We start from the raw sequence: 25,102 nt of genomic DNA on the forward strand, positions 1-25,102 counted from the left end.
CTCGTGACGATAGGCCTAACACTCGGCTCCCCGAATGCTCGCCTATGACCGATCCGGACGCATTTGTCGAGACCGTCAACGACGACAACCAGACCGCGCTCTCGCGACTCGGCTCCTCGAAGTCGCTCTATGCCGACACCGGCGGCGAGATCGATACCGAGCCCGTCCTCGAGGCGACGGCGGACGCCGAGTACGCCGCCTGGCAAACCTTCCTCGAGTGGGCCGACGACGAGGCCGACGACGAAGCGCGCGCGGCCTTCGAGCAAACGGCCGAGGAAGAGCAGGACCACTACGAGACCGTCGACGGGAAACTCGCCGCCGACGACTACGAGCCGACGAACACCCCGCAGCTCCACGAATACCTGCGCGCCCGCGAGGACACCGTCGAACGAGTCGGCGCGCTCGTCGGCCGCATCCTCGCGAGCCAGCGCTCGAAAGACCAGGTCGTCGGCTACTTCGTCGGCGACGCCGACCCACAGACGGCCAGCCTGTTCCGCGGGTTCGGCGAGGATTTAGACGACCAGCTCGAGCGCGCGAAAGACCTCCTCGGCGACGTTTGCGAGAGCGACGACGACTGGGAGCGCGCTCAGGAGGCCGCAAGCGGTGCGATCCAGGCCGCCTACGACGAGTACGTCGAAACGCTCGAGGGAATGGGCGCGAACCCGAAGCCGGTCTGTTAGCGGGTTCCGCCGAACTGGTCAGCCGCCGTGCGGTGGCGCGCGCTGGCGACTGGTCTCGCTATTGCGAACGGTGACCAACGGGAGCCGTGAGCAGCGAGCGAATCGGCTGGGGAGGGTGTGGACACTCCGTGCCGCCACGGTAGCAGGACGCCCGCTGTCTCCGACCGACTCGGACGAACCACTATCCGGTCACTGCGCAAACCGACCCGCTGCCGTCCAGGCGCCGTCGAAAAAGGGTGTTTCCTGCCGTTTCTTGAACACGACCGGGGATCGCTTCCTATACGCCTTCGACCGTCTCCCGGAACGCGCTGATCGACTCGAGCGCGTCCGCGAGCTTCGACGCGACGTCACCGCCCTCCTCGTCGGCGATGTCGTTTAAGATGTGTTCGTGGCGGGCGAGTTGGCCGTGGTCCGGCCCGCGGTCGGCGTCCGCGTACTCCGCGAACTTCGCCGCCTGCTTCTCGAGTCGCTCCTGTGCCTCGTCGTCTGCCGCGGCCGCTGCCGCCGCCTCGATGGCGTCGGCCGCGTTCTCGAGTTCGTCTCGAGCCATACGAACGAGTTCGTCCGGTGGGACTAAAATCGTTGCAGTACGTTCCGGAAATCGGGAACATCGGTCGAACCGACGGGTTCGCGTCGCCCTACAGCGCCGGTTCGATCCGGTCCGCGAGGTCGGCCGACTCGAGGTCGTCGCCGGTGACGCCGTAGACAGCGTCCTGGAAGTTCGTCCGGTAACTGCCCGGGCCGGCGTAGTCCATCGCGGCCGCACGCTCGCCGGCGATGCCGAACGCGAGCGTCCCGTGGACGGCAGCCTCGCGGGGATCCTCGAGCGCGCCGGCGAAGGTGCCGACGGTCGCGGCGAGCATACAGCCGGTGCCGACCACCTCGCCGAGCATCTCGTGGCCGGCCGACAGGCGAACCGCGCCGTCGGCGTCGGCGACGATGTCTTCGACGCCCGAGGCGACCACGACCGTGCCGGTCGAGTCCGCGACCGACTGAGCGGTTGCCTCGATCGCCTCGTAGTCGCCGATGGACTCGACGCCCTCGACGTTCGCTTCGACGCCGGCCAGGGCGCTGATCTCGCCGTAGTTGCCCTTGATCGCGGCGAAGTCGACCGCCTCGAGGAGGCTCTCGGTGACCGCCTCGCGCGAGGGGGTCGAGCCGAGGCCGACGGGGTCGAGGACGACCGGAACCCCGCGGTCGTTGGCCTTCCGACCGGCCTCGTGCATGGCCTCGACGCGGTCGTCGGGGACCTGCCCGATGTTGATGACGAGGGCGCGCGCGGCCGCGGTCATCTCGCCGGCGTCGCCGAAGGAGTCGGCCATCACCGGCAGCCCGCCCCAGTGCAGCGTCAGGTTCGCGACGTCGTTGATCGTCACCGTGTTGGTCACGTGCTGGACGAGTGGCTCGGTCTCCCGGACCGTCCGGACGGCGTCGGCGAGGTCGGCGGCGGCGATGTCGGTAACGCTCATGCGCCTCGACCTCCGTCGGCGACTCCCTTCGAAGTTTCGACGGTTTCGGCAAGCGCCGCGGTCGCCGCCGCCGGATCGGAGGCCGCCGTGATCTCGCTGATGACGGCCACACCGGCCGCACCCGCCTCGGCGACCGGCGCGGCGTTGTCCGCCGTGATACCGCCGATGCCGACGATCGGGATCGAGACGGCGTCGGCGATCGCTTCGATTCGCTCCGGCCCGATCCCGTCCTCGTCGTCTGCGACATCTTTCGAGGACGTGCCGTAGACCGCCCCGACGCCGAGGTAGTCCGCGCCCTCGCGTTCGGCCTCGCGGGCCTCGGCGACCGTCGACGTCGAGCAGCCGACGACGGCGTCCGGGCCGAGCAGGTCGCGGGCGACCCCGACCGGCAGGTCGGACTGGCCGACGTGGACGCCGTCCGCGTCGATCGCCTGCGCGATGTCGACCCGGTCGTTGACGATCAGATCCACGCCCGCGTCGGCGGTGAGTTCGCGCAGTTCGAGGCCCAGTTCGTACCGCGAGCGGGCGCTCGTCTCCTTCTCGCGCAGTTGGACGGCGTCGACGCCGCCGTCGATGGCCGCGCGGACGATCTCGGACGTCGACCGGCCGTCTGAGAGCGACGCCTGTGTGACGAGGTAGGTCCGCCAGTTCGAGGGATTCACGGGCGGTACCAGTCGGTAGTGCCACTAAGCGGTGTCGGTCGGACGCCGATCACGGACGACCGTCACAACGGCCGAGCGCTACGGCGACGGCTCGAGCGCGTCTTCCCCGGTCCGGACGAGCGCCTCCCAATCGTCGTCCTCGCGGACCACGGGAAACGGCCGCGGCCGGTCGGGCGACTCGGCCTTCTCGGCGAGGGGACGGCGCCACCACGCCACGTCCTGCCACTCGTCCTGGGTATAACCGATCGCCGGGAAGTCGACCAGCCGCTTGAACCCCATCGACTCGTGAAACCGCTCCGTCTCGGGGTTGGGCACCGTCGTCACGGCGTAGGCGTCGCGGATCCCCTGGCGCTCGAGGACGGCGAACAGCGACTCGTAGAGTCCGCGGCCGACGCCCGATCCGCGGGCCGAGTCGGCGACGTAGACCGACAGTTCGACGACCCACTCGTAGGCGCGGCGCTTCCGAAGCGGGCCGGCGTAGGCGTAGCCGACGACCGCACCGTCGCGTTCGCAGACGAGCCACGGGTGTCGCTCGAGGGTGGACGCGATCCGGTCGGCCAGTTCGCTCTCGGTGGGCGGTGTCTCTTCGAAGGTGACCGCCGTCGACTCGCAGAAGGGCGCGTAGATGTCGCGCGCGGCGGCCGCGTCGGCCGGCGTCGCGACGCGGATCCGGGCGTCGGAAGGCATGGTCGTGGCTCCCGTGCGATGGCGAATAAGTCCGCCGAACGACGCCGACGACGCGGCCGGGCGTTCCGGAGACGGCCGGGACGCGTCGCTGACCGGTCGTGACTGCCTCGAGAAGGGACCGTTCTCCCGTCGTGTCTACATCTTGTGACCAGAACCACTTAAAGAACGAACGCGGACCGCCCTCCCAGCGGCCGGCGTCGCGCCGCCATCGCAAGTACCATACCCCGCGTGGCGAGTAGCTGCCCGCGAATGCAGCGAGCGACCGCCCACCGATCGATGAGTCCCTCGAGCCCACGAGCGCGACGCGAGGGGGCGCGCTGACCGATGGCCGACCTGCTCGCTATCTTCGGCTCGGCGATCGGGCCGATCGTCGCCATCGCGGCAGTGGGCTACCTGCTGGCGACCGTCAAGGAGATCGATCCCGAGCCGCTGAACACCGCCGTCGTCTACGTCCTCGCGCCCGCGCTGGTCTTTCACAGCCTCGCGACCACCGAACTCGAGGTGGCGACGCTGGTACGGGTAACGGTCGGAATCGGCGTCTTCACGGCCGCGATGTGGGCGGTCGCGGAACTGGCCGGCCGCGCCGTCGGCGAACGGGAACCGGCCCTGAGCGGGCTGGTACTGGTCGCGATCTTCACCAACTCCGGCAACCTCGGGATTCCGGTCTCGGACTTCGCGTTCGGCGCGGTCGGCCGCCAGACGGCCGTCCTCTTCCTCTCGGTCCAGTCCGTGCTGATGTACACCGTCGGCGTCTACGTCGCCTCCCGGAGCAGCGGCTCCGCCGGCCTCGAGGGCGTCCGCCGGGTGTTTTACATCCCGCTGGTGTACGCCGTCGCCGCCGCGCTGGGTGCGCGGGCGCTGGGTCTCGTTCCGCCCGCCGACACCGCGGCGATGGAGACCCTGGGACTCGTCGGTGACGCCTCGATCCCGCTCATGTTGCTCATCCTCGGGATCCAACTCGCACGGGCCGATACTGCCTCAGCGGTCTCCCGGGCCTGGCCGGCGACCGCGCTCAAGACGGTCGTCGCGCCGCTGGTCGGACTCGGCGTCGCCTTGCTGATCGGCTTCGAGAACCCGACCGTCGCGCGCGTGTTCGTCCTCGAGACGGCCATGCCCGCCGCGGTGACGCCGCTGGTGTTGGTCATCGAGTTCGCGGACGGCGCGCGGACGGAGGGTATCCTCGTCTCGGAGTACGTCTCGACCTGCGTCCTCCTGACGACGCTGCTGTCGGTGCCGATACTGACCGCCCTGATCGCACTCTTACAGTCCGGCGTCGTGATCTGAACGAGGGCGGTAGGTGACGGCTCGCGGCCACCGGCAACTCGGCCGGCTCGAAAGGGCACTTCGCCGTCGCTCGGACCCGAGATCGCGTGCCTGCGCGCCGTCCATGCATAGGTCGGGCCAAGGACTATGCGTCTTGTTCCCACAGTCAACCATGGTCCGCGTCCGGAACTGACACTGATCCGGAGGTGGATCACGCCGACCGATCCGACACCGCGAGCGCCACGATTGGGACGTTGGGGGCGGCGAACCCGGGGCTCATACCCCCTTTTGGCTCGAGCGACGGAATGCGACCCACAGCGACGGCACTCGAGCGCGACGCAACCCGGCGTACAACAGCGGAAAAGGACGGAACGCGACCGCTCAGTGGCCCTGGTCGTGGGGGTTCAACGCCGTGCCGTAGTTCTCGGCATGGTCGGTGTAGTCGATGAACCGCGGCGCGTCGGGATCGAAGGGCCGCTCGAGGCTCTCGAAGGCCTTCTTCTTGTCCCAGCCCTGGAGCTTGCCGACCGCCGACTTGTCCTCTAAGTCGTGGTAGTCGAGTTTCGACTCGGTCAGCTCCCAGGCGTCCATCCCCTGTTCGGTCCGGATGATGACACTGGAGTAGTCGTCGCTCGAGCCCACGGAGCCGACGGTGATGTCCGAACAGAAGCCGGTGAAGTCGGCACACTCGTCACAGCCTTTGAGCGCGGCGTCGTGGAAGTTCTCGATGTCCTCCTCGACGATCATCTCGCCGTCGTGGTCGTAGACCATCATCTTGCCGTCGAGGACGTCCATCTTGCCGATCTCCGACGGCGAGATGCCGCGTTGCTCCTCCAACTGCTCGCCCATGAGGCTGTGGTAGTTGAAGTTCTTCGTACACATCAGCGCGATCGTGTAGTCCACGGCCCGAATACCCTCGTTCTGGGCCTGGTAGTCCCACTCGAAGTCCTGCAGGGCGCGGATGCCCTCGATCTCACAGGGCGTGCCGACGATGGCCAGTGAGAGGTCGTCCCAGTCCTTGTCGGGGAGCTTGTGTTCCCACTGCGCCAAGTCGAGGTTGCCAAGCGCCAGCGTCTGGTTGTAGACGGTGCCAGCGTTCTCGATGAGTTCCTCGGTCGTGGTCGCGAGGTAACTCTCCGCTTTCCACTCCTGTTCCTCGCTCTCGGTCGCGACGAGCGCGCCGTCGATCTCACCCTCCTCGAGCAGCGTCGAGAGGACGCCGGTGACGACGCCGCCGTCCTGGGCCCCGTCGGTCCAGTCGTCCTCGACCTTCGCGGAGAACTCCGTGATCGGGTCGCCCGCGCCCTTGACGTTGTCCTCGCCGCCGGTGATCTTCCACTGGCGCTCGTAGCGCATGCCGCCGCGGGGACAGAAGTCCCAACACATCGAACAGCCGGTACACATCTTGACCAGCTCCGGCAGGCCGTCGTCGCCGACGCCGATCGAGTCCGACGGGCAGGCGGCGACACAGGTCCCACACTGGATACAGCGGCCCTCGTCGATGACCGCCTCGTCCAGTTCCATGAACCAGGTCTTCTCGTCGGGCGTCTCGATGTCGTTCATTCGCGAGCGGATCGAGTACTCCGGCGTGTCCAGATCGACGCCCTCGGGAACCCCGACGCGCGTGTCGGGAGCGTCGTCGTAGACGTCCTGACTGACGTCCTCCGCGGGCTCGGTGAACTCGAGGTCGCCGAGTTCGCCCATCTCGTCGACGTTCGCGACGCCGGCGCCGTCCGTGGCGACGGGCGGCGTTTCGGACCCGGTATCAGTATCGGTAGCCGTTTTCTCGCCGCAGGTACAGGTGTTCGGCGAGCAGCTCTCGCCCTCGGTACCCGCGTCGGCTCGCTCGCCGCCGTCCGCGGCGATGGCGCCCTCTCGAGCGTGGTCGGTGTTCTCCCGGGACCGGGACGCACCGCTGTCGGCGTCGGGGACAACGACGGCGTCGTCATCGTCGTCCGATTCCGGCACGTGGGGGAGGCGGGGTTCGTCCTCGCGGCTCGCGTGTCGCTTCTCGCTCGCGGTTTCACCGCTCGCATTCTCGGGATCCTCGCCTTGCTCGGATCCCGCCGCTCCCGCTCGCTTCTTCGAGGACTCACTACGTTCGTCCTCGCTATCAGTCCCCATGGGCAACACCCCGTGCGACCGGCGCGTCGGCCCCTTGCATGATTGACCGCAGCTGCCCGTTGTCGACGCCGCGACACCACTCGTAGAACTCCTCGCCGTCGTCACGATCCGCGGAGTAGGCCTCGAACAGCTGCTCGAGGGCGGGGATCACGGCGTCGGCGGGGACGGCGCTCTCGACCCAGTCGAGGAACTCGTTGTCGGCACCGAGCGAACCGCCGAGGCCGAAGTCCATCCCTTCGACGATGTCGTCACCGTCCTCGTCCTCGAGCTTGACCGTCTCGCCGCGGAAGCCGATGTCGGCGATCTGGGGTTGGGCACAGGAGGCCGAGCAGCCGGACATGTGCATCCGGATGGACTCGATGTCGTCGGGGACATCGATGCGGTCGTCGAGTTCGCGGGCCCAGCGCTTGGTCCGCTTTTTGGTCTCGATGATGGCGTAGTTACAGAACTCGTTGCCCGTACAGCCGACCGCGCCGCGGGAGAACGCCCCCGGATCGGGGCTGTACTCCTGGGCGAACGGCTCGGCCAGCAGGTCGTCGACGTTTTCGTCGGGGATGTGGGTGATGAGGAAGTTCTGGTCGGTCGCGAGGCGGACGGAGGCGTCCTCGGTCCCGTACTTCTCGGCGGCGCGGGCCGCTGCGGCGAACTCGTCGCCGCCCATGCGGCCGGCGATCACGTTGAAGCCGACGTAGTTGAGCCCGTCCTGTTTCTGCTCGTGGACGCCGACGTGGTCGCTCTGGTAGCCGACGGTCAGGTTCTGGCCGCCGGTTGGCAGGTCGATCGTACAGCGGTCGCGGACGGCTTCCTCGAACTTCTCGGCACCCATCTGCTCGACGAGATACCGCATGCGACAGACACCGCGGTTGTTCCGGTCGCCCAGTTCCTTGAACGTCTGAGCGACGGCGCGGCAGAACTCGACGGCATCTTCGGGTCGGATGAAGACGTCGAGTTCCGAGCCCATTCGCGGGCCGTCGGAGAGGCCGCCGCCGACGCGGGCGTGGAAGCCGTAGAGCTGCTGGCCACCGTCGGACGAGTCCGACGAGCCTCCGGCTTCGCCGGAGACATCGATCTCCTTTTTCGCGGGGACGAGTCCGACGTCGTTGATCTGGGACTGGGCACAGTCGTGGGCACAGCCCGTGATCGTGATCTTGAACTTCCGGGGGAGGTTGGCGTACTCGCGGTTCTCGGTGAAGAAGTCCGAGACCGCCTCGATGACCGGCTGTGCGTTGAAACACTCGTGATCGTCGAGGCCGGCCGCGGGGCAGCCGAGGACGTTCCGGGCGGAGTCGCCGCAGCCTTGGACCGTCGTCAGGCCGACCTCGTCGTAGCGGTCCCACATCTCGGGGACGTCTTCGACGCGGATCCAGTGTTTCTGGATGTCCTGTCGGGTCGTGATGTCGAGGTACGCGTCGCCCCAGAGTTCGTTCTGTTCCTCGCCGCCGTACTCCTCGGGGGCGACCGCGAGGTCGTCGGTGACTTCACCGATGACCTCGGCCTGTTCCGGGGTGAGCTTCCCGCCGGGGACCTTCGTCCGGATCATGAAGTAGCCCTCCTGCTTCTGGGCGTACATGCCGGCCCACTTCAGACGCTCCCACTCGCCGCCGCCGGCGCGCTCCTCGATCTCCTCGAAGGAGAGTTCCTCGTCGGCGTAGTCGTAGACGTCGTCGACGACGTCGAGGGGATGTTTCTCCTGTTTGTGCTGCTCGACCGTGTTCATGGGGACCACCGCCGGTCGGCAGCCACTCGAGCGGTCGGACTATCTTCAAGGACCATTGTTTAGCGGGTAATGCGACCCCGTTCGTATACACCCCCGCAACTCGGCGAATCATGACGTGGGTCGTTCCCACCAGTAAATATTGCCCCGACGTGGTGCCACCGACGAGAGGGGCGGATGGAAATCGTCGGCAAGACACCGGCACGGACGGGAACGAGGCGACACCGGGACGCCACGCGTCGTCGGTAGCGGTAATAGGTTCCGGTACCGTACCCGGCGGCGACGCCGGATTGGGAGCAGGGACGGTCAGTCGAAACAGGCGACGAGTTCGCCCTGGGTTCGTGGATCGGGCTCGAAGCGCAACTCCTCGGCGAGTCCGTGGTACCGGGATCGAAGGACGACGTTCTCGTCGACATAATAGACGGCGCGGATGTCCCACCTGTCACGCGGGTCGACGCTCGAGCGGCCGGTCCCGGTCGTCAGGTCGTATCGGATCGCGACCATGACCGCATCCGGGTTCGTCGCCGACCCGACGGCAGCCACACGGCCGTCCGTTCGGCGGAGGTCGACGGTCCGCGCTTCGGCACCGTACTGGCCGAGAAACGCGTTGTGTTGATACGTCCGCTCGAACGTCGTGACGTACTCGACCATGGTATCGTCCAGCGACGACGGCGACGACGGATACGTCCGCGGCTCGAGCGGGGCGTCGTCCGGCGGATCGGGATCGGGACGGTTGACGTCGTCACACTCGAACCAATCGGCCGGGACGGTTCCGGAGTCCAGCGGCGGGCCGGTCGGCCCGTCCGAAGCGTACTCGAAACCGCCCGTCGTGACCGCGACGGTCGTGACGACCGACGCGAGAAATCCGCGGCGAGGTCGGAGGCGGTTCATACGCTAACGTCTCAAACTAACAATAAGTATCTTCTGAAAGAACGATCGGTCCACTGGTGCGGTCGGGGCTCCGACTCCTCGAGCAGTCGATCGGGGTCCCGTGCCAGCGTCGGACCGCCGGTCCGACGAGGCTCACCGCCGTGGGGTCTCGTTACCCGCCGAGAGACCGGGAGAATCGTCGTTCACGCCTTCGAATCCGCGGGCAATCTTTCGAGAATCCAGCGGCGACGAAGCGACGAATGGACGTTACGCCTCGTCCTCGAGCAGTCGGTCGAGCATCTCGTCTGGATCGAACTGCTCCAAGTCGTCGTATCCCTGCCCGACGCCGAGGAACAGGATCGGCTTCCCGGTGACGTGAGCGATCGAAATCGCTGCGCCGCCGTTGGAGTCGGCGTCGGCCTTCGTCAGGATCGCACCGTCTATCTCGGCGGCGTCGTTGAACTCCCGAGCGCGGTTGACCGCGTCCTGTCCCGCCACCGCCTCGTCGACGAACAGCGTCATGTCCGGGCCGACGACGCGGTCGATCTTCTCGAGTTGATCCATCAGGCCCTCGTCGGTGTGGAGCCGCCCGGCGGTATCGCCCAGCACGACGTCGACGTCGTTGGCCTCGGCGTACTCGACGGCGTCGTACAACACCGCAGCGGGGTCGCCGCCCTGTTCGTGACTGATGAGTTTCGTCTCGAGCGCGTCGGCGTGTTCCTGGATCTGCTCGTTGGCACCGGCGCGGTAGGTGTCGCCGTTGGCCATCACCGTCGAGAACCCACGCTCCTCGAAGTAGCGGCTCAGTTTGGCGATCGAGGTCGTCTTCCCGACGCCGTTGACGCCGGTGAAGACGATGGTGACCGGCTTGTCGGCCTCGGCGATGCGCTCGTCGAAGTCGAACTGACCGACGCTGATCACGTCGTAGATCGCGTTGTGCAGCGCCTCCTCGACGACCTCGCCGGTCGAGGTCGTGAAGGTCCGGGTCTCCCCGACCAGTTCGTCGCGGATGTTGTCGAGGATCTCCTCGGCGACGCCCATCTCGACGTCGCTGGAAAGCAGGGCCATCTCGAGTTCGTGCAGCGGCCCCTCGAGGTCTTCCTCCTCGATGACGAACTTCCCCTTGACGAGGGACTTTGCCTTCGCACCGAAGCCGGTCCCGCCGTTGTCGGCGGTCGCATCGTCCTCGTCGATGTCGGCCTCATCCGGGGTCTCGTCGGCGTCCTCAGCGACTGGCCCCTCGTCGACCGCCGTTTCGGCGGCCGGGTCGTCGACCGTCGCCGTCTCTGCCGCCGCCTCGTCCGGCGTCGCGGCGTCGACCGGCTCGTCGTCGGAACCGGTTTCGTCGGCATCGGATTCGGCGTCGTCGGACGATCCCGAAAAGAGCGAGCGTGCTCTGGCGCCGAGCCCGGTCCGGCCGCCGTCGTCGTCTTCGTCTTCGTCGTCCGCCGTGGCCTCTTCGTCTTCGTCGGCAGCCGGCTCCTCGTCCGAGACCGACTCGTCCGGGGCCGAACCGGCGTCGTCGACCTCGAGATCGGGGTCGGTCGCCGGCTCCTGGCCCGCGGATTCGGCCGCGTCCGCAGTGGCGGCCTCGGTCGTCGGCTCCGGTTCCGATTCAGCGGTGACCGCCGCGTCCGGTTCGACCGCGGCGGACGCCGGCGTCGCCGTCTCGGCGTCGACGGTAGTATCGACGGCTTCCGCGTCCGCTGCATCGGCCGAGTCCGACGGGGTCGCGTCGCTCGAGTCCGTCGAGTCCACGTCGGCCTCGGCATCCTCGAGTTCCGCTGCGTCGAGGTCGTCCTCGTCGACCTCCTCGACGTTCTCCTCGGCGGCTTCTTCGGCGTCGTCGCGGAAGCTTCCGAGCTTGTCCTTCAGGTTATCGAACATGGCTGGCGATGAAAGTATCTACGCCGCGTTACTCGTCGGGCTGGCCCTGGCCCATTCCCTGCATCTGCTGTTGCATCGCCTGCTGCTGGAGCTGCTGGGCCTGCTGCTCGAGTTCGTCGCTCTCGGTCTCGAGTTCCGCGATCTCCTCGTTGAGTTCGTCGATCTGGTCGTCGAGGTGATCCTTCTTGTTCTCGAGGGCGTTGACGGCGTCGCCCTCCTCGAACTCCGCGGCGTAGTCGGCGCCGAGGTCGACGATGACTTCGTCGATGTTTTCGATCGTCGTTCGCAGGTAGGCACCGCCGCCAAGCGGCATCTGGACCGTCGAGCCGGTCTCGAGGGTCTCGATCGCTTCGATGGCCTCGTCGACTTCGGTCTGTTCCTGTCGCAGGGCTTCGACGTTCGCCTGCAGACCTTCGATCTGTTCTTCGATCTCCTGAAGCTCCTGGGACAGCTGCTGGAGTTGCTGCTGACCCATTATTGGGATACCTCCTCGAGTTCGATCTCGGTACGTTTGAGCCCGTGCTGGCTTCCGAGCTGCGTGTAGGCGTATTCGCGAGCGACGTTCTCGTTCTCGGCGTCGATGGTCGTCTCGAACTCCGCGAACCCGTCGCGGTTCTTGAACCGACCACTGACCGTAAATTGACTCATGCCTATCCCTCCGGCAGGCAGTCGGAAGAATCTTCCCTTCCCATTCGACGGCCGCCGACCGACGCGAGGTGCCGGAACGAGGGTCTCTCCCCGGCGTTCCCCACGAGCGAAGGGTCAAGCGTTTTCCGACGGGCGATCGAACCCGGCTCCATGAGCGAACTCGATGCCGACGAGTTGTTGCCCAGCGAGCGAATGCGAGAGCAGGCCCTCGAGGGTGATGTCACCCAGATCCACCGGGGCCAGCAGTATGCCGACGAAGGGGACACGTTCGCGATCGACGACACGACCTTCGAGGTGACCGCGGTGCGAGAACGCACGCTCGGTGACCTGACCGACGAGGACGCCCGAGCCGAAGGGATGGACGACCTCGAGGGATACCGACGCATGCTCGATCACGCCCACGAGAACTTCGAGTGGGACGACGACAGCGACGTCGTCTTACATCGGTTCGAACGGCAGTAGCTCAATCCTCGAGTCGCCGAGGGGGCCGTTGTCCATCGCTTGCGACCGTACCAGACGACGCGTTCGGGCGGGAGCGAGCGGGCGCGGGCGACGACGGCGACCGGTACGCCGCGAGCAGCCCCCACATGAGCCCGGTTGCGAGGAGGCCGACCGCGGCCAGCGACATGCCCATCGTCGCGAACGTGATCGCGTAGACGCCACCCAGCGCCATTTTGGGAACGCTCGTCGCGAGAGGGATCCGCGCGTTTACGTCCCGAAGCGCGGGCGCGAGAAAGACCACCGAGAGCAGACTACCGGCCATGAAGAGCAAATCCTGCCATGCCATACAGAGGATACTCGCTACCGAGTAAATATAGACATCGGTCGGAAGCAGTCTCGAGAAGACGAAATACCGGCGTCAAGCGGCGTCGATCGCGGCCGCTCGAGAAGACGTGAGAATCGAAATCGGGGGGACTGACCGTCAGTCGAGATAGCCCAGCGCGTCCTCGATCCGGCCGAGTTCGGGGCCGGTCGTGTCCTCGCCGACGACGTAGCCGGCCTCGTTGGCGATCAGGCCGGAGCCGACCAGCGGCGCGCCGTAGTTGACCGTGCCGACGTCGGCCCGGACGTCCAGGGCCTCCTCGAGCGCGTCGAGTTCGGCGTCGGTAGCTTTCGGGTGACAGAGGACGCCGGTGTTGGTCGCTACCGCGGCGGTCCCGACGGTCCGGACCCCGGCGAGGTCGCCACGCTCGACGGGGACCTCGAGGGTGTCTTCGACGATCTGGATCGCCTCGCGGGGCAGGTCCGGATGGACGTAGGCCCCGTAATCGTTCGCGAGGACGACGTTGCCGGCGGCATTGATACTGCCGGGCAGTTCGGCGACGGGCACGTCGATCTCGTCCGCGAGGGTCTCGAGTTCGTACTCGAGGACCCGGGAACTGACGAGCAGGCCGTTCTCGTTACCCGTCGCTAGGGCACCGACCGTCGAGGAGCCGCCGACGGTCGTGGGAACGACGGGGACCTCGAGTTCGTCGGACAGATCGGCGACGACGTCGTCGTCGACATCGTGGCGAACGAGTACGCACGAGTCGGTCGCGCGGGCGAAGACGCCGACGTAGGCCGACCCGGCGAAGGCGAGGCGTTGCAAGTTTAGTCGGCGACCTCGGCTTCGACGACCGCTTCGCCCTCTTCGTCGAAGCGGGCCGCGCGGACGCGAAGCTTTCGCGGCGGGTTCGAGCGCCCGTTCGACCAGACTTCCTCGTTGATCGAAGGGTCCAGTCGGATGGCGTCTTCCTCGACCGCGAAGTGTTTCGCGAGGTGTTCGCGGACTAGTCGCATCGCGTAGTCGGCGGCCTCGTGGTTCGCGCCCTTCTTGACGTCTCGCAGGGGAACGGTGACGACGCGTTCCTCGAAATCACTTGCACTCATCGTTACTCGTCAGTGTCGTTGCGCCGCCAGTTGCGTCGCTTGGGGTTGCGCTGGACTTCCATGTCCGTCTTCATCATGACCCAGGCCGGCACGCGGCTGTTCTGGTTCTCGAGTTTGGCAAGTCGCTTCTTCTTGCCCTTCGATTTCTTACCCATAGTAGCCGGACGTAGCCCGCGGTGGCTTAAAATCTTGTCCATCTTGTAGAGCCTGTGGATCGAGGACGGTCGCGACGGGATTCTGCCAGTCAGCATCGATATGACGAGTACTCCGCTTATTGCTGCGAGACAGTCTCGCGAATTAGAGACAGTCGGCATTACCCGATGTCTCCGTCGAGAAGACCGTAATCGATACACAACAGGACTTCCAAAGGAAACAGTAATGCGCTGGTCGGTGGAACAAGCCCTCGTTTTGAGGATGATCTGTTCATTGCTACTATTGTTCGTGGCTATTGTCGGATTTGTTGGCGCCCTATGGGCTGTATTTGTCGGCTTTTTCCTATTTGCTCGGACATCTCTTTCCACTGCGATGCTTCTTTCAATTATTCCGACAGTTTTGTTACTCCTCTGGATCATCGTCCTCGAGTGTCGTGGAACGAGGGAAATCGAGCAAGCGGCAACTGCGACACCAGTGACGGTCGAAGAATATCCTGAACTCTATGCCACTGTAAATCGAGTTTCATCGATATTCGGGATACCAGCACCTACTATTTCAATTTCAGATAGTTTGGCACCCGAGGCAATGGTTATCGGTGTTCGACCGACGACCAGCCGGCTGATTCTTTCTGAGGGATTACTCGACACCCTCGATGCAGCTGAACTCGAGGCTGTAATCGCTCACGAACTGGCACACGTAAAGAACCGTGATGCAACGGTCATGACGATCGTTTCAGTACCGATGATACTCTCGGCTGGGATCGCCGCTCGAACGCGGGATCTAGCTCGACACCGGGTCCCCGTTGCAATCATTCTGGGCGCTGTTGGCCGTGCAGTGGTACCGGTCACGAAGGCGATCATCACTGTTTGCTCTCGAACTCGAGAACTCGCAGCAGACAAAGCAGCCGTCGAGGTACTTGGCTCAGGTGCACCGTTAGCGAGTGCACTTCGAACACTCGATCAGCAGATTCAGGAGACGCCCTCTCAGGACCTCCGGAATGCACGTGCAGTATCGTCGCTCTCGATCCTCCCATTCGAGTCGTACAACCGGGAAGAAGTATTGGGGTACTGGTATGAAGAGAATATAAAACCGTTCTGCTGGTCAATACGAAAGCCTTTGTTACGCCTTGAATCACGGCTATTTCGGACACATCCACCTACTGAAAAGCGGGTTGAGATGATTTTGAACTACGAAAGTCGGAAATGAGTGCCAACATAACAGATGAGGTCGGTAGTTACGGTACGATTCTTCTGATTGTACTGGCAAGATCGACGGAAGCACAGTCTCAGGCGAGGTCAGGTTTGCTGATAGAAAAACAAAATCCGTGCGGGTCCTGACGCTGATCCACGCGTGTCACAAGAGAGATGGCGTCTAGTCACAACCCGTCGTCAAGTCCACACTCCAGTCAGATCTATAGCGGAAAGTCCCGGATAGATCCGGACTGACCGGCGAGTCGCGACCGGTATTGGTCGCTCTCTCCGTCCACCGACCGAAGATGCAAGGGTCACACTCGGATCGCAGCGAGGGTCTTTTGATGTGTGAGACGTCACTGACCGTTCGCGTGTTCCGGCAGGAAGTCGTTGAGACCGAGGTCTAAAATCTCGGACTCGATATGACCGAACCGATCTATATATCCAAACATCCGACTGACTGTACTCGGTCTAACAGTGGATTCGCTTGACGACAGCAGACGTACTCGATGACGGGAAGCACGATCGACGCCGGTCTCATCCGAGCGGGAACGACGCCACGGTCGAATAGACCGGTCCCTCGTCGGTGAGGGTACTCTCGGTGAGGCGGACCTCGTCGACGCGGGCCTCGCCGATCGCCGGCTCGCGCTCCTCAACGAGTTCTTGGACCAGTTCCTTCCCGCCGGCGTGAGTCATCCGGGCGAGCGTGACGTGTGGCGTAAAGTTGTGATCTTCGGGGTCGAACCCCATTGCCGTCGTTCGGTCCTCGATGGCCTCGTGCAGCCGGGTCAACTCCTCGCTGCCGTCCGCGACGCCCAGCCAGACGACGCTGATGTACTCGAGACTCGGGAAGACACCCAGCCCGCCGTAGCGAACCGTGAAGGGGTCGACGGCGGCGTCGGTAACCGCCGTCTCGAGTGCCCGCTCGAGGGCCGGCAGTCGGTCCTCGTCCACGTCACCGAGGAACTTCATCGTGACGTGGGCCTGTGCCGGGTCGGTGAACTCGAGGCCGCTCGCGTCCGCGAACTCGTCTTGGAGGTCGGCGACCGGCTCAGCGAGGTCGTCGGGGAGGTCGACGCTGGCGAACAGTCGCATACGCGGCACCTCGTCGGCGGGCCACTCAAGCGTGACGGGTGCCCGAACCGGCCGCATCCGCCCCGGACAGTTCGTAGTTAGGGGGTCGCGTTATGACGGCTGGGGTCCCAGAGAGGGTAATGACCGACGTAGCCGTCCTCGGCGGCGGGATCGGCGGCCTCACCGCGGCCCACGAACTCGCCGAGCGGGGACTCGAGGTGACCGTCTTCGAGGCCAACGACCGCTTCGGCGGCAAAGCGCGCTCGATGCCGATCACGGACGAGCCGGACGCGCTGCAGGGCGAACACGGCTTCCGGTTCTTCCCGGCGTTCTACCGGCACGTCGTCGAGACGATGGAGCGGATCCCCGACGGCGACGGGGTCGTCGCGGACAACCTCGTCGAGACCGAAGCGACCCTGATCGCGAGTACCGACGGTCAGGAACGGATCGCCGAGACGACAACGCCCGACTCGGTCCGTGGCTGGCTCGCGGCGCTGCGCCCGGCCTTCGCCGAGGACCTGCCCCGGGAGGACGTTCGATACCTCCTCGAGCGACTGCTGTACCTGCTGACGGCCTGCCATCAGCGACGCGAGGAGGAACTCGACGATATCTCGTGGTGGGAGTTCATCGATGCCGAGAACCGCTCGCCGGAGTTTCGTGACCGGCTGGCCTACGCCACGCAGGCGCTGGTCGCGCTCCGACCGCAGGTCGGCAGCGCCCGGACCGTCGGGACGATCTACCTGCAGCTGCTCTTCGGTCAGCTCGATCCGACCGAACCGACAGAGCGAATCCTGAACGCGCCGACCAACGAGGCCTGGATCGACCCCTGGCTCGCCCACCTCGAGTCGCTGGGCGTCGAGTTCCGGCCGAACACGCCCGTTCGAGCCCTCGAGTTCGACGGCCGGCGGATCACGGGCGCGACGCTGGCCGACGGTGAGACGGTCGCGGCCGACGACTACGTGCTGGCGGTGCCGGTCGAGGTCGCCACCGAGTTCGTCACGCCCCAACTGCGCCGCGCCGCGCCGGAACTGGGGCGGATCGAACGCCTCGAGACGGCCTGGATGAACGGGATCCAGTTTTACCTCTCGACGGACGTCGAACTGACGCGGGGCCATCAGGTCTACGCGGACGCCCCGTGGGCGCTGACCTCGATCTCCCAGCGGCAGTTCTGGACGGACGACGCCCTCGAAGGCCGCGGTCCGGACGAGGTCGAGGGCGTCCTCTCGGTGATCGCCTCCGACTGGGACACGCCGGGAATCGTCCACGAGAAACCGGCCCGGGAGTGTACCCGCGAGGAGATCGCCGAGGAGATCTGGGCGCAGCTGAAGGCCCATCTGAACGGCCCCAACGAGCGACTGCGGGACGACCATCTCGTCGACTGGTTCCTCGATCCGTCGATCGTGGAGACGGACGAGGGAGTGGAGAACCGCTCGCCGCTCCTTATCAACACCGTCGGCTCGCTCCGGAACCGGCCGCCGGCCGACGTCGGCGTCCGAAACCTCGCGCTGGCCAGCGACTACGTGCGGACGAACTCGGATCTGGCCTCGATGGAGTCGGCCAACGAGGCCGGCCGACGGGCGGCAAATGCCGTCTTCGACCGCCGCGGTGCCCGCTGCTCGCGGGCGCGGGTCTGGGATCTCGAGGAGCCCGGCGTGTTCGAACCGTTCAAGCGCCAGGACCGTGTCCGGTACCGGCTCGGGCTCCCCCATCCGGCCGCGGTCACCCAGTCGCTGCGGGGCGTGACCAGGCGGCTCGGCGAGCGGATCTGACGCCCGAGCCCCGCCGCTACCCGGGTCGCAGCCCTTAACAGTCGCCGTCGCCAATTCCTGTTAATGACTGACCGAGACGACGATCGCGACCATCAGTTCTCCGAGGGCGAGGGCTTCGGCGATCCCTACGAGGAGTTCGATCTGGATCCGCCGGAACTCGGCGTCGACCCCTCGAAGGTCGACCCCGTCGACTCCCGCGTCGTCACCGACACGCTGGACAAACACAACATCGATTCGGACGAGGTCGACGCCACCGAGCTGCTCGACGTCGGCCTGAACTACATGCAGATCAACCGCTACGAGCAGGCCACCGAGGCCTTTGAGCGGACCGCCCGTTACGCCGAGGACGACCGTCTCGAGCAGGAGGCCTGGGTCAACAAGGGCGTCGCCCACGCCGAACTCGAGGAGTACGACGAGGCGATCGGAGCCCACCGCGAGGCGCTGCGGATCGACGACGAGAGCGAACACGCCGCCACCGCCGAGACGAACCTCGCCTACGCGCTCTGGGAGTTCGGCGAAACCTCGGAGGCGCTCGAACACGCCGAACGCGCCATCGAGATCGACGAACGCTTCGCCGCCGGCTGGTTCAACCGCGCGTTCTTCCTCTCGGAACGGGGCCTCTCGGAGGAGGCCTTACACTGTATCGACAACGCGATCCGGCTGGGCCTGCGCAACGCGAAGGTCCTCGAGGAGAAAGCCGAGATCCTCGAGGAACTCGGCGAGTTCGATCAGGCCGAGGAGATCGCCGAGGAGGCAAACGAGATGCGCGAGCTGGCCGAACAGGAGATGATGGACGACCGCAAGGAAACCCTCGGCGGCGGTCAGGGCGGCCCCGGCGGCATGGGTGCCGGACCGGGAGCCGGCGGCCAGCCCGGACTCGGGACCGGCCGGCAGTCCCGCCCCCAGCAGGGCGACATCGGGCTCGAGGACCTGGGACTGGGCGACCTCGGCACCGGCGACGAGGACGAGGATCGCGAGTGGGAACTCGAGTGATCGGATGATCGTCAACGAGCGCGACACTCAGGAGGGGCTGCTGGTTGCGGTCTGCGACGAGGACGTGCTGGGCGAGACCTTCGAGGAGGGCGACCTCTCGCTGACCGTCACCGAGGAGTTCTACGGCGGCGACGCAGTGGAAGAGGACGCCGTCGTCGAGAGCCTCGCGCAGGCCGACGTGGCCAACATCGTCGGTACCCGCGCCGTCGAACTCGCCGTCGAGGAGGGCTTTATCGACGAGGCGAACGTCCTCGAGGTGGGGACGACGCTGCACGCGCAGTTGCTGCGGATGCAGTAGGGCGTCCGGGTCGGGTGTCAGCGGGGACCGCTACGATCGGGACGGAACGAGCGTCAGCGGGGAATTTCTGCGGAAGGTTCGTCCGGAGAGCCGTCGGCTCGAGCGATTAGAGATCGGTTCGCTTGAACCGATAGTAGCCGATCGCGACGGGCACGGCCAGCCAGGCCAGCATGACGACGACGCCGAACCAGTCCTGCAGATAAAACGGTGCGTCGCCCGGGAACCGCTCGGCGGGCGTCATCTGATAGGCCTCCGGCGACTGCAGGCCGTACTGGAACTGGAAGGGATAGATCGTCCCTTCGACGACGCTGCTGGCCAGATTGGTATACGCGAAGATGGGGTTGAACTGCTCGAGGACGAGATACCACGTCTCGGCCTCGATCGGCGGCCCCTCGTCGTAGAGGAGGTAGTACGGGCCGGCAGTGAGCAGTTCCCAGAGCGCGACGAACACCATGTAGCACCCGACGACGACGGCCATCGACTTGCCCCGCGAGGAGACGGCCGCGGAGACGCCGACGGCCAGTCCGACGAAGGTCGTCCCGAACAGCACTGAGACGGCTGCAAAGCCCAGCCAGTCGGCGAACGGCACCGAGCCGAAGAAGACGGCACCGAGGACGAGCGAGGCGAGGAACGCGAGGCCGACCGCTACCCCGACGACCGCCGTGCGGCCCAGTAGCTTGCCGAACACGACATCGGTCCGGTTCGGTGGCAGGCCGAGCAGGAGTTTGATGCTGCCCGATCGACGCTCGCCGACGACGGCCATGTAGCCGGCGATCAGCGCGGCGACCGGAATGATTACCTGCAGCGGGAGCCCGAGGAAGTTCAGCACCTCGGCCGCGGTCACGTCGTCGACCGTGTACCAGATCGCGGTGTAGCCGATCGCGACCAGCCCGACGAGCAGGCCGATCAGCGTCCAGAGGAGCTTCGACCGGCCGGCGTCGTCGAACTCCTTGCGAGCGACGGTAGGGATGTGTGAGGTCATCGAGACACCGCCGGTTCGACCGCGGTCGCGTCGGGTTCGATCGCCCCCGATATCGCCGCGTTCTCGGTTGCGTCGCCGTTCGTCAGGGCGGTAAACAGCGACTCGAGGGAGACCTCCTCGATCCGCACGTCCGCGATCGAAACGCCCGCGTCGGCGACGGCGGTCACGACGTCGGCCTTCGCAGCCGGCTCGGTGACCGTACACTCGAGGGTACGCCCGGACGCGGTGACGTCGGTGATCCCGGACAGGTCGCGGACGAGGTCGCGGGCGTCGGCCGCGCTTCGATCGGCCAGGGTCAGCGTCATCGTCGCACCCCCGCCGATCTCCTCGCGCAGCCCCGCGATGGTGTCGACGGCGACGAGTTCGCCCTCGTTCAATACGCCGACGCGGTCACAGACCGCCTCGACGTGTTCGAGAATGTGGCTCGAAAAGAAGACCGTCGTCCCGCGCTCGGCCTCGCGGCCGACGAGGTCCTGCATCTCGCGGATGCCGTGGGGATCGAGCCCGGTCGAGGGCTCGTCCATGATCAGCAGGTCGGGGTCACCGACCAGCGCCATGCCGGTCGCGAGCCGCTGGCGCATCCCCTTCGAGTAGTCGCCGGCCGGCCGCTCGGCGTCCGCAGGATCGAGCCCGACCCGCTCGAGGATCTCGTCGGGATCGTCGGCGGCCCCTTTCGTCTTGGCGGCGAACTCGATGTGGCGGCGGCCGGACAGCCGGGGGTAGACGTCGAACCCCTCGGGGAGGACGCCGACGCGGGGGCTGATCGCGTCGGCCTCGGCCTGTGCGTTGTAGCCGAGTACCGTCGCCGACCCCGCGGTCGGCCGCGCGAAATCGAGTAGCATGTTGATCGTCGTCGACTTCCCCGCCCCGTTGGGGCCGAGGAAGCCGAACACCTCGCCGTCGTCGACGGTCAGATCCAGATCGTCGACGGCGGTGAGATCGCCGTACTCCTTGGTCAGACCGGTCGTTTCGATGGCAACCATCTCGAGCGAGGCTACAGCGGGCACGTGTATAGGGCAGGAACCACGGTTTCACGGTCGGAAACTGTGGGGTCTTTTATATCATCCTGTCATACGAACGATCGAATGACCGACGATGAGGACCAAGAAGTACTCGCCTTACTCGACGACGAGTACGCGCGTCGTATCCTCATCGCGGCCAGCGAGGAACCGATGTCCGTCGACCGCCTCACCGAACGCTGCGACGCATCGCCGCCGACGATCTACCGGCGGATCGAGCGGCTCGCGGACCAGGGGTTCCTCGACGAGTATCAGGAACTCGATCCCGATGGACACCACTACAAGACCTACAGCACGCGACTCGAGCGCGTGGCGATCGAGATCGCCGAGGGCTCGATGGAGATGGACGTGTACCGCCGCGACGAGGATCCCGCCGACCGGTTTACCAGACTGTTCGAAGACCTGTGAGCGTCATGTTCGGACCACTACTACAAACGGTCGAAAGCGAAGGCGGGACGACGGCGATAGCCGTCGCCGTCTTCCTCGGGCAGGCAACGGCGTTCGTGGTCGCGTGCTGGATCGCAAAGCGGTCCTACGACGGCTACCGGGACGTCCGCCGGAAGCCCCTGCTGTGGCTCGCGCTCGGGATCACGCTGCTGGCCGCGGTGCCCACGGTCCTTCGGTTCCTGTTACCGACGGTACTCGGTGCCTCGTCGGTGACGACGGCCATCCTCGCGACGAGCAGCGAGATCGCGGGCCTGGTCGCGATCCTCTATACCGTCTACGGGCGGCCGTGACCGGCATCCGCCGGACCGCTCGAGCGAGCGCGAGGTGGGACCGGTGACCGGGCCCGGACTCGCGACGGCCGCGCTCGAGACGACCGTCTTCGGACTCGACGAGGCGACAACGATCTTCCTGACAGGACTGACCAGCGCCGCGCTCGGAACGGTCGTGGCGTGGACGGCCTATCGGGGGTACGCGCGAAACGATAGTCGACCGATGCTGTTTCTGGCCGTCGGCATCGCCTTCCTCACGGTCGTGCCGTTCGTCTCGTCGTACGCGGTCGACTGGGGCACCGACGCGACCGACGCGACGGTGTTGCTCGTCGTCACTCTCTCGCACCTGTTCGGACTGCTCGCGATCGTTCGCTCGTTCAGGAGGCCCGATTCGACATGACATCTACACCCATGACTTCAGCACGCACGACAGTCGGAACCATACTCGACCGCGTCCGCGCCTGGAGCCGCTGGTTCCTCGGCGTCGTCGCACGAAAGCAAACCTACGCCAATATCGCGTACCTGCTGCTGTCGTTCCCGCTCGGGATCGGCTACTTCACCGTCCTCGTGACCGGCGCGGCGATCCCGATCGGGCTCGGCTTCGCGGTCGTCGATATGGCCATGACGGAGCCGATCGCGCTGCTCATCGCCGGGATCCCGCTCTCGTTGGTCCTGGTGTGTATCGGCGGCCCGCTCGTGGCCGGCGTCCTGTTCGCGTCGATCGAACTGACCGCCCTCGAGCGGCTGCTGGCGACGCGGTTGCTCGGTGCGGACGTCCGGACCAGCGAGCCGGCCAGCACCATCCGTGAGCGGGCTCGCCGGCTCGTCTTCGATCGGGGGACGTGGAAGGGGGTCGGCTACCTGTTTAGCAAGTTCGTACTCGGACTCTGCTCGTTTATCGCGGTCATCATGGGGTTTGCGTTCACGTACGCCCTCGTCGCCGCGCCGCTTCACTACCGGAATCAGTTGGTCGGGATCCACATCGGCGACCCGATCGAGATCGTCCCCGAACTCACCTACCAGCACGAGGACTGGGCCGTCGACCTGACTTCGCCGATCCCGCTGTCGATCACCGACGGCGAACTGGTGTCGGTGTACGTCGACGCGCTGCCGTCGGCGCTCGTCGTCTCGGCCGTCGGCGTCCTCGTCGGACTGGTCGTCCTCCACCTGCTCAACGCCGTCGCGTGGCTGTTGGCCCGGTACACGGAACTGGTGTTGGACGGCACCCAGCCGTCGGTCTTCAGCGAACCGCCGACGGAGTGAACCATACGGCCACCGTGGCTCGCCGTCTCCGGTCCCGCGGTCGGTCCGTGGCCGGACTCGCCACTCGAGCCGTCGGCGTCCCAAAATCGTTTGGAGGTAGCCGTATCCCCGTGGCGCTCCAAATACCCGTTGCGGCAGGGCACCCACCAGATCCGACCCCACTCCCCCCTGCCGTCACCTCCCGAACCCCGCCTCACCCCACCCCCTTCCTCCCCACCCACCGTCCGTTTCGTCCACGCGTCCGAAGCCGACCGGCCAGCGATCGCGGCCCCGAACCGACGCGGCCGATTCGACGCGATTCCGGAACGTCGGCCACCGCCGGACCGAAGGAGTGTTTTGCGTGCGGTCCCTGCTAGTCGCCAATGAGTCAACAGAACCTCGAGGCGCTCGACGTCGGGGCGATCCGGGAGGCGTATCCCATCCTCCAGCGGGAGTTCGACAACGGCGAGCAACTCGTCTACCTCGACAACGCGGCGACGACCCAGACGCCGGACCCGGTCGTCGACGCGATGAGCGACTACTACCGGGAGTACAACGCCAACGTCCACCGCGGCATCCACCACCTCAGCCAGGAGGCCTCGATCGCCTACGAGGAGGCCCACGACCGCGTCGCCGAGTTCATCGGCGCGGACGGCCGCGAGGAGATCGTCTTCACGAAGAACACGACCGAGGCCGAGAACCTCGTCGCCTACTCGTGGGGACTGAACGAACTCGGCCCCGGCGACGAGATCGTCCTCACCGAGATGGAACACCACGCCTCGCTGGTCACGTGGCAACAGATCGGCAAGCGCACCGGAGCTAACGTGAAGTACGTTCGAGTCACCGACGAGGGCCGCCTCGACATGGACCACGCCAGCGAGATCATCACCGACGACACCGCGATGGTCTCGGCGGTCCACGTCTCGAACACGCTCGGCACCGTCAACCCCGTGTCCGACCTCGTCGACATCGCCCACGACCACGACGCGCTGGCGTTCATCGACGGCGCACAGGCAGTCCCCAACCGCCCCGTCGACGTCGCGGCCATCGACGCCGACTTCTACGCCTTCTCCGGCCACAAGATGGCCGGCCCCACCGGCATCGGAGCCCTCTACGGCAAGGAGGAGATCCTCGAGGCAATGGATCCCTACCTCTACGGCGGTGACATGATCACGAAGGTGACCTTCGAGGAGTCGACCTGGAACGAACTCCCCTGGAAGTTCGAGGCCGGGACGCCACAGATCGCGGAAGCCGTCGGGCTCGTGGCCGCCATCGACTACCTCGAGGGGATCGGCATGGAACGCATCGAGGCCCACGAGGAGGAATTGGCCCGCTACGCCTACGAACAGCTCGACGCCGAACCCGGCATCGAGATCTACGGCCCCGAACCCGGTCCCGAACGCGGCGGCCTCGTTGGGTTCAACTTGGAGAGCGTCCACGCCCACGACCTCGCCTCGATCATGAACGACCACGCGGTCGCGATCCGCGCCGGCGACCACTGTACCCAGCCGCTGCACGATAAACTGGGGGTGGCCGCGTCGGCTCGAGCCTCGTTCTACATCTACAACACGAAAGAAGAGGTCGACAAGCTGGTCGACGCCATCGACGACGCACGACAGTTGTTCGCGTAAGCGAACAACGGAGTGCGAGGAGATGTCGACGACGTCTTCGCGAACGGAGTGAGCAAAGGCCAGCGAGAGCTTCGCTCTCGCCGGGCGCGTCAGCTCTTTCGTTGACGCGCGAGGGACGTCTTGCCGAGCGCAGCGAGGCAAGGCTCGAAGCGGCTTCGCCGC

Annotated in this window: 29 protein-coding genes; 12 read left to right on the forward strand and 17 right to left on the reverse strand. The window is 66.1% G+C overall.

Annotated elements, in window-relative coordinates:
* The first annotated feature begins 44 nt into the window (after positions 1–44).
* Positions 45–680: a hypothetical protein gene (locus NATPE_RS17660; RefSeq protein ID WP_006182954.1), complete on the forward strand. Its 636-nt coding sequence runs from the start codon at positions 45–47 to the stop codon at positions 678–680.
* Positions 681–957: 277 nt separating this feature from the next.
* On the opposite strand, the gene NATPE_RS17665 is transcribed toward NATPE_RS17660, so the two are convergent.
* From NATPE_RS17665 to NATPE_RS17680, 4 genes are all read right to left on the reverse strand, one after another.
* Positions 958–1,230 carry a DUF7553 family protein gene (locus NATPE_RS17665; protein ID WP_006182955.1) on the reverse strand — a complete coding sequence of 91 codons (273 nt, stop codon included), beginning with the start codon at positions 1,228–1,230 and terminating at the stop codon, positions 958–960.
* A gap of 88 nt (positions 1,231–1,318) precedes the next feature.
* Positions 1,319–2,149, reverse strand: a complete 831-nt coding sequence (thiM, locus tag NATPE_RS17670) for a hydroxyethylthiazole kinase (RefSeq protein ID WP_006182956.1) — start codon at positions 2,147–2,149, stop codon at positions 1,319–1,321.
* Positions 2,146–2,811 carry a thiamine phosphate synthase gene (gene thiE, locus NATPE_RS17675; RefSeq protein WP_006182957.1) on the reverse strand — a complete coding sequence of 222 codons (666 nt, stop codon included), beginning with the start codon at positions 2,809–2,811 and terminating at the stop codon, positions 2,146–2,148. Before thiE ends, thiM begins: the two co-directional genes overlap by 4 nt.
* 78 nt (positions 2,812–2,889) lie before the next feature.
* Positions 2,890–3,498 carry a GNAT family N-acetyltransferase gene (locus NATPE_RS17680; RefSeq protein WP_006182958.1) on the reverse strand — a complete coding sequence of 203 codons (609 nt, stop codon included), beginning with the start codon at positions 3,496–3,498 and terminating at the stop codon, positions 2,890–2,892.
* A 324-nt stretch (positions 3,499–3,822) separates the two neighbouring features.
* Here NATPE_RS17680 and NATPE_RS17685 point away from each other — a divergent pair, with 324 nt between their 5' ends.
* On the forward strand, positions 3,823–4,782 hold the full coding sequence (locus NATPE_RS17685) for an AEC family transporter (RefSeq protein ID WP_006182959.1): 960 nt from the start codon (positions 3,823–3,825) through the stop codon (positions 4,780–4,782).
* Between the two features lie 360 nt (positions 4,783–5,142).
* Here the strand turns inward: NATPE_RS17685 and NATPE_RS17690 are convergent, their stop codons facing one another.
* The 6 genes from NATPE_RS17690 to rpl18a all read right to left on the reverse strand — a co-directional run bounded on the left by NATPE_RS17690 (position 5,143) and on the right by rpl18a (position 12,004).
* The gene (locus NATPE_RS17690; protein ID WP_006182960.1) at positions 5,143–6,885 is read right to left on the reverse strand and encodes a Coenzyme F420 hydrogenase/dehydrogenase, beta subunit C-terminal domain; all 1,743 of its coding nucleotides are present in this window, start codon (positions 6,883–6,885) and stop codon (positions 5,143–5,145) included.
* The gene (locus NATPE_RS17695; RefSeq protein ID WP_006182961.1) at positions 6,875–8,602 is read right to left on the reverse strand and encodes a nitrite/sulfite reductase; all 1,728 of its coding nucleotides are present in this window, start codon (positions 8,600–8,602) and stop codon (positions 6,875–6,877) included. Before NATPE_RS17695 ends, NATPE_RS17690 begins: the two co-directional genes overlap by 11 nt.
* Before the next feature lie 303 nt (positions 8,603–8,905).
* Positions 8,906–9,490: a hypothetical protein gene (locus NATPE_RS17700; protein ID WP_006182962.1), complete on the reverse strand. Its 585-nt coding sequence runs from the start codon at positions 9,488–9,490 to the stop codon at positions 8,906–8,908.
* A 246-nt stretch (positions 9,491–9,736) separates the two neighbouring features.
* Complete coding sequence (gene ftsY, locus NATPE_RS17705; RefSeq protein ID WP_006182963.1) at positions 9,737–11,356, reverse strand: signal recognition particle-docking protein FtsY; 1,620 nt, start codon at positions 11,354–11,356, stop codon at positions 9,737–9,739.
* 28 nt (positions 11,357–11,384) lie between these two features.
* A complete protein-coding gene (gene pfdA, locus NATPE_RS17710; RefSeq protein ID WP_006182964.1) occupies positions 11,385–11,831 on the reverse strand; it encodes a prefoldin subunit alpha in 447 nt (148 codons plus the stop codon).
* Positions 11,831–12,004: a 50S ribosomal protein L18Ae gene (gene rpl18a, locus NATPE_RS17715; RefSeq protein WP_006182965.1), complete on the reverse strand. Its 174-nt coding sequence runs from the start codon at positions 12,002–12,004 to the stop codon at positions 11,831–11,833. Before rpl18a ends, pfdA begins: the two co-directional genes overlap by 1 nt.
* A 150-nt stretch (positions 12,005–12,154) precedes the next feature.
* Here rpl18a and NATPE_RS17720 point away from each other — a divergent pair, with 150 nt between their 5' ends.
* Positions 12,155–12,466, forward strand: coding sequence for an ASCH domain-containing protein (locus NATPE_RS17720; protein ID WP_006182966.1), 312 nt, complete (start codon positions 12,155–12,157; stop codon positions 12,464–12,466).
* A 1-nt stretch (position 12,467) separates the two neighbouring features.
* Here the strand turns inward: NATPE_RS17720 and NATPE_RS17725 are convergent, their stop codons facing one another.
* The 4 genes from NATPE_RS17725 to NATPE_RS17740 all read right to left on the reverse strand — a co-directional run bounded on the left by NATPE_RS17725 (position 12,468) and on the right by NATPE_RS17740 (position 14,028).
* The gene (locus NATPE_RS17725; protein WP_006182967.1) at positions 12,468–12,791 is read right to left on the reverse strand and encodes a hypothetical protein; all 324 of its coding nucleotides are present in this window, start codon (positions 12,789–12,791) and stop codon (positions 12,468–12,470) included.
* A gap of 135 nt (positions 12,792–12,926) precedes the next feature.
* Positions 12,927–13,592 (reverse strand): translation initiation factor IF-6, encoded by a 666-nt coding sequence (locus NATPE_RS17730; RefSeq protein ID WP_006182968.1) that lies wholly within the window; start codon positions 13,590–13,592, stop codon positions 12,927–12,929.
* Positions 13,593–13,594: 2 nt separating this feature from the next.
* Entirely contained in the window at positions 13,595–13,873 is a 279-nt protein-coding gene (locus tag NATPE_RS17735; RefSeq protein ID WP_006182969.1) for a 50S ribosomal protein L31e, read from the reverse strand.
* Positions 13,874–13,875: 2 nt separating this feature from the next.
* On the reverse strand, positions 13,876–14,028 hold the full coding sequence (locus tag NATPE_RS17740; protein WP_004267621.1) for a 50S ribosomal protein L39e: 153 nt from the start codon (positions 14,026–14,028) through the stop codon (positions 13,876–13,878).
* A gap of 235 nt (positions 14,029–14,263) precedes the next feature.
* On the opposite strand from NATPE_RS17740, the gene NATPE_RS21550 reads away from it, so the two are divergent.
* Positions 14,264–15,232: a M48 family metallopeptidase gene (locus NATPE_RS21550; protein WP_241432778.1), complete on the forward strand. Its 969-nt coding sequence runs from the start codon at positions 14,264–14,266 to the stop codon at positions 15,230–15,232.
* 521 nt (positions 15,233–15,753) lie between these two features.
* Here the strand turns inward: NATPE_RS21550 and thpR are convergent.
* Positions 15,754–16,311 carry an RNA 2',3'-cyclic phosphodiesterase gene (gene thpR / locus NATPE_RS17745; protein WP_015299257.1) on the reverse strand — a complete coding sequence of 186 codons (558 nt, stop codon included), beginning with the start codon at positions 16,309–16,311 and terminating at the stop codon, positions 15,754–15,756.
* A gap of 119 nt (positions 16,312–16,430) precedes the next feature.
* Between thpR and NATPE_RS17750 the strand changes: the two genes are divergently transcribed.
* The 3 genes from NATPE_RS17750 to NATPE_RS17760 all read left to right on the forward strand — a co-directional run bounded on the left by NATPE_RS17750 (position 16,431) and on the right by NATPE_RS17760 (position 19,350).
* Complete coding sequence (locus NATPE_RS17750) at positions 16,431–18,059, forward strand: hydroxysqualene dehydroxylase (protein WP_006182972.1); 1,629 nt, start codon at positions 16,431–16,433, stop codon at positions 18,057–18,059.
* Positions 18,060–18,122: 63 nt separating this feature from the next.
* Complete coding sequence (locus tag NATPE_RS17755) at positions 18,123–19,052, forward strand: tetratricopeptide repeat protein (protein WP_006182973.1); 930 nt, start codon at positions 18,123–18,125, stop codon at positions 19,050–19,052.
* Between the two features lie 4 nt (positions 19,053–19,056).
* On the forward strand, positions 19,057–19,350 hold the full coding sequence (locus NATPE_RS17760; protein WP_006182974.1) for a DUF424 domain-containing protein: 294 nt from the start codon (positions 19,057–19,059) through the stop codon (positions 19,348–19,350).
* A gap of 106 nt (positions 19,351–19,456) precedes the next feature.
* On the opposite strand, the gene NATPE_RS17765 is transcribed toward NATPE_RS17760, so the two are convergent.
* Together NATPE_RS17765 and NATPE_RS17770 are read right to left on the reverse strand one after the other, a co-directional pair.
* Entirely contained in the window at positions 19,457–20,332 is an 876-nt protein-coding gene (locus NATPE_RS17765) for an ABC transporter permease (protein ID WP_006182975.1), read from the reverse strand.
* Positions 20,329–21,315, reverse strand: coding sequence for an ABC transporter ATP-binding protein (locus NATPE_RS17770; protein ID WP_006182976.1), 987 nt, complete (start codon positions 21,313–21,315; stop codon positions 20,329–20,331). The genes NATPE_RS17765 and NATPE_RS17770 overlap by 4 nt, the downstream gene beginning before the upstream one ends.
* Positions 21,316–21,417: 102 nt before the next feature.
* On the opposite strand from NATPE_RS17770, the gene NATPE_RS17775 reads away from it, so the two are divergent.
* The 5 genes from NATPE_RS17775 to NATPE_RS17795 all read left to right on the forward strand — a co-directional run bounded on the left by NATPE_RS17775 (position 21,418) and on the right by NATPE_RS17795 (position 24,940).
* Positions 21,418–21,759 (forward strand): ArsR/SmtB family transcription factor, encoded by a 342-nt coding sequence (locus NATPE_RS17775; protein ID WP_006182977.1) that lies wholly within the window; start codon positions 21,418–21,420, stop codon positions 21,757–21,759.
* Between the two features lie 5 nt (positions 21,760–21,764).
* A complete protein-coding gene (locus NATPE_RS17780) occupies positions 21,765–22,088 on the forward strand; it encodes a hypothetical protein (RefSeq protein ID WP_006182978.1) in 324 nt (107 codons plus the stop codon).
* A 43-nt stretch (positions 22,089–22,131) separates the two neighbouring features.
* On the forward strand, positions 22,132–22,467 hold the full coding sequence (locus NATPE_RS17785; protein ID WP_006182979.1) for a DUF7521 family protein: 336 nt from the start codon (positions 22,132–22,134) through the stop codon (positions 22,465–22,467).
* 11 nt (positions 22,468–22,478) lie between these two features.
* A complete protein-coding gene (locus NATPE_RS17790) occupies positions 22,479–23,330 on the forward strand; it encodes a sensor domain-containing protein (protein ID WP_006182980.1) in 852 nt (283 codons plus the stop codon).
* A 362-nt stretch (positions 23,331–23,692) separates the two neighbouring features.
* Positions 23,693–24,940, forward strand: a complete 1,248-nt coding sequence (locus tag NATPE_RS17795; protein ID WP_006182981.1) for an aminotransferase class V-fold PLP-dependent enzyme — start codon at positions 23,693–23,695, stop codon at positions 24,938–24,940.
* Positions 24,941–25,102: the final 162 nt, after the last annotated feature.

The organism is Natrinema pellirubrum DSM 15624, assembly GCF_000230735.2.
GTDB lineage: Archaea > Halobacteriota > Halobacteria > Halobacteriales > Natrialbaceae > Natrinema > Natrinema pellirubrum.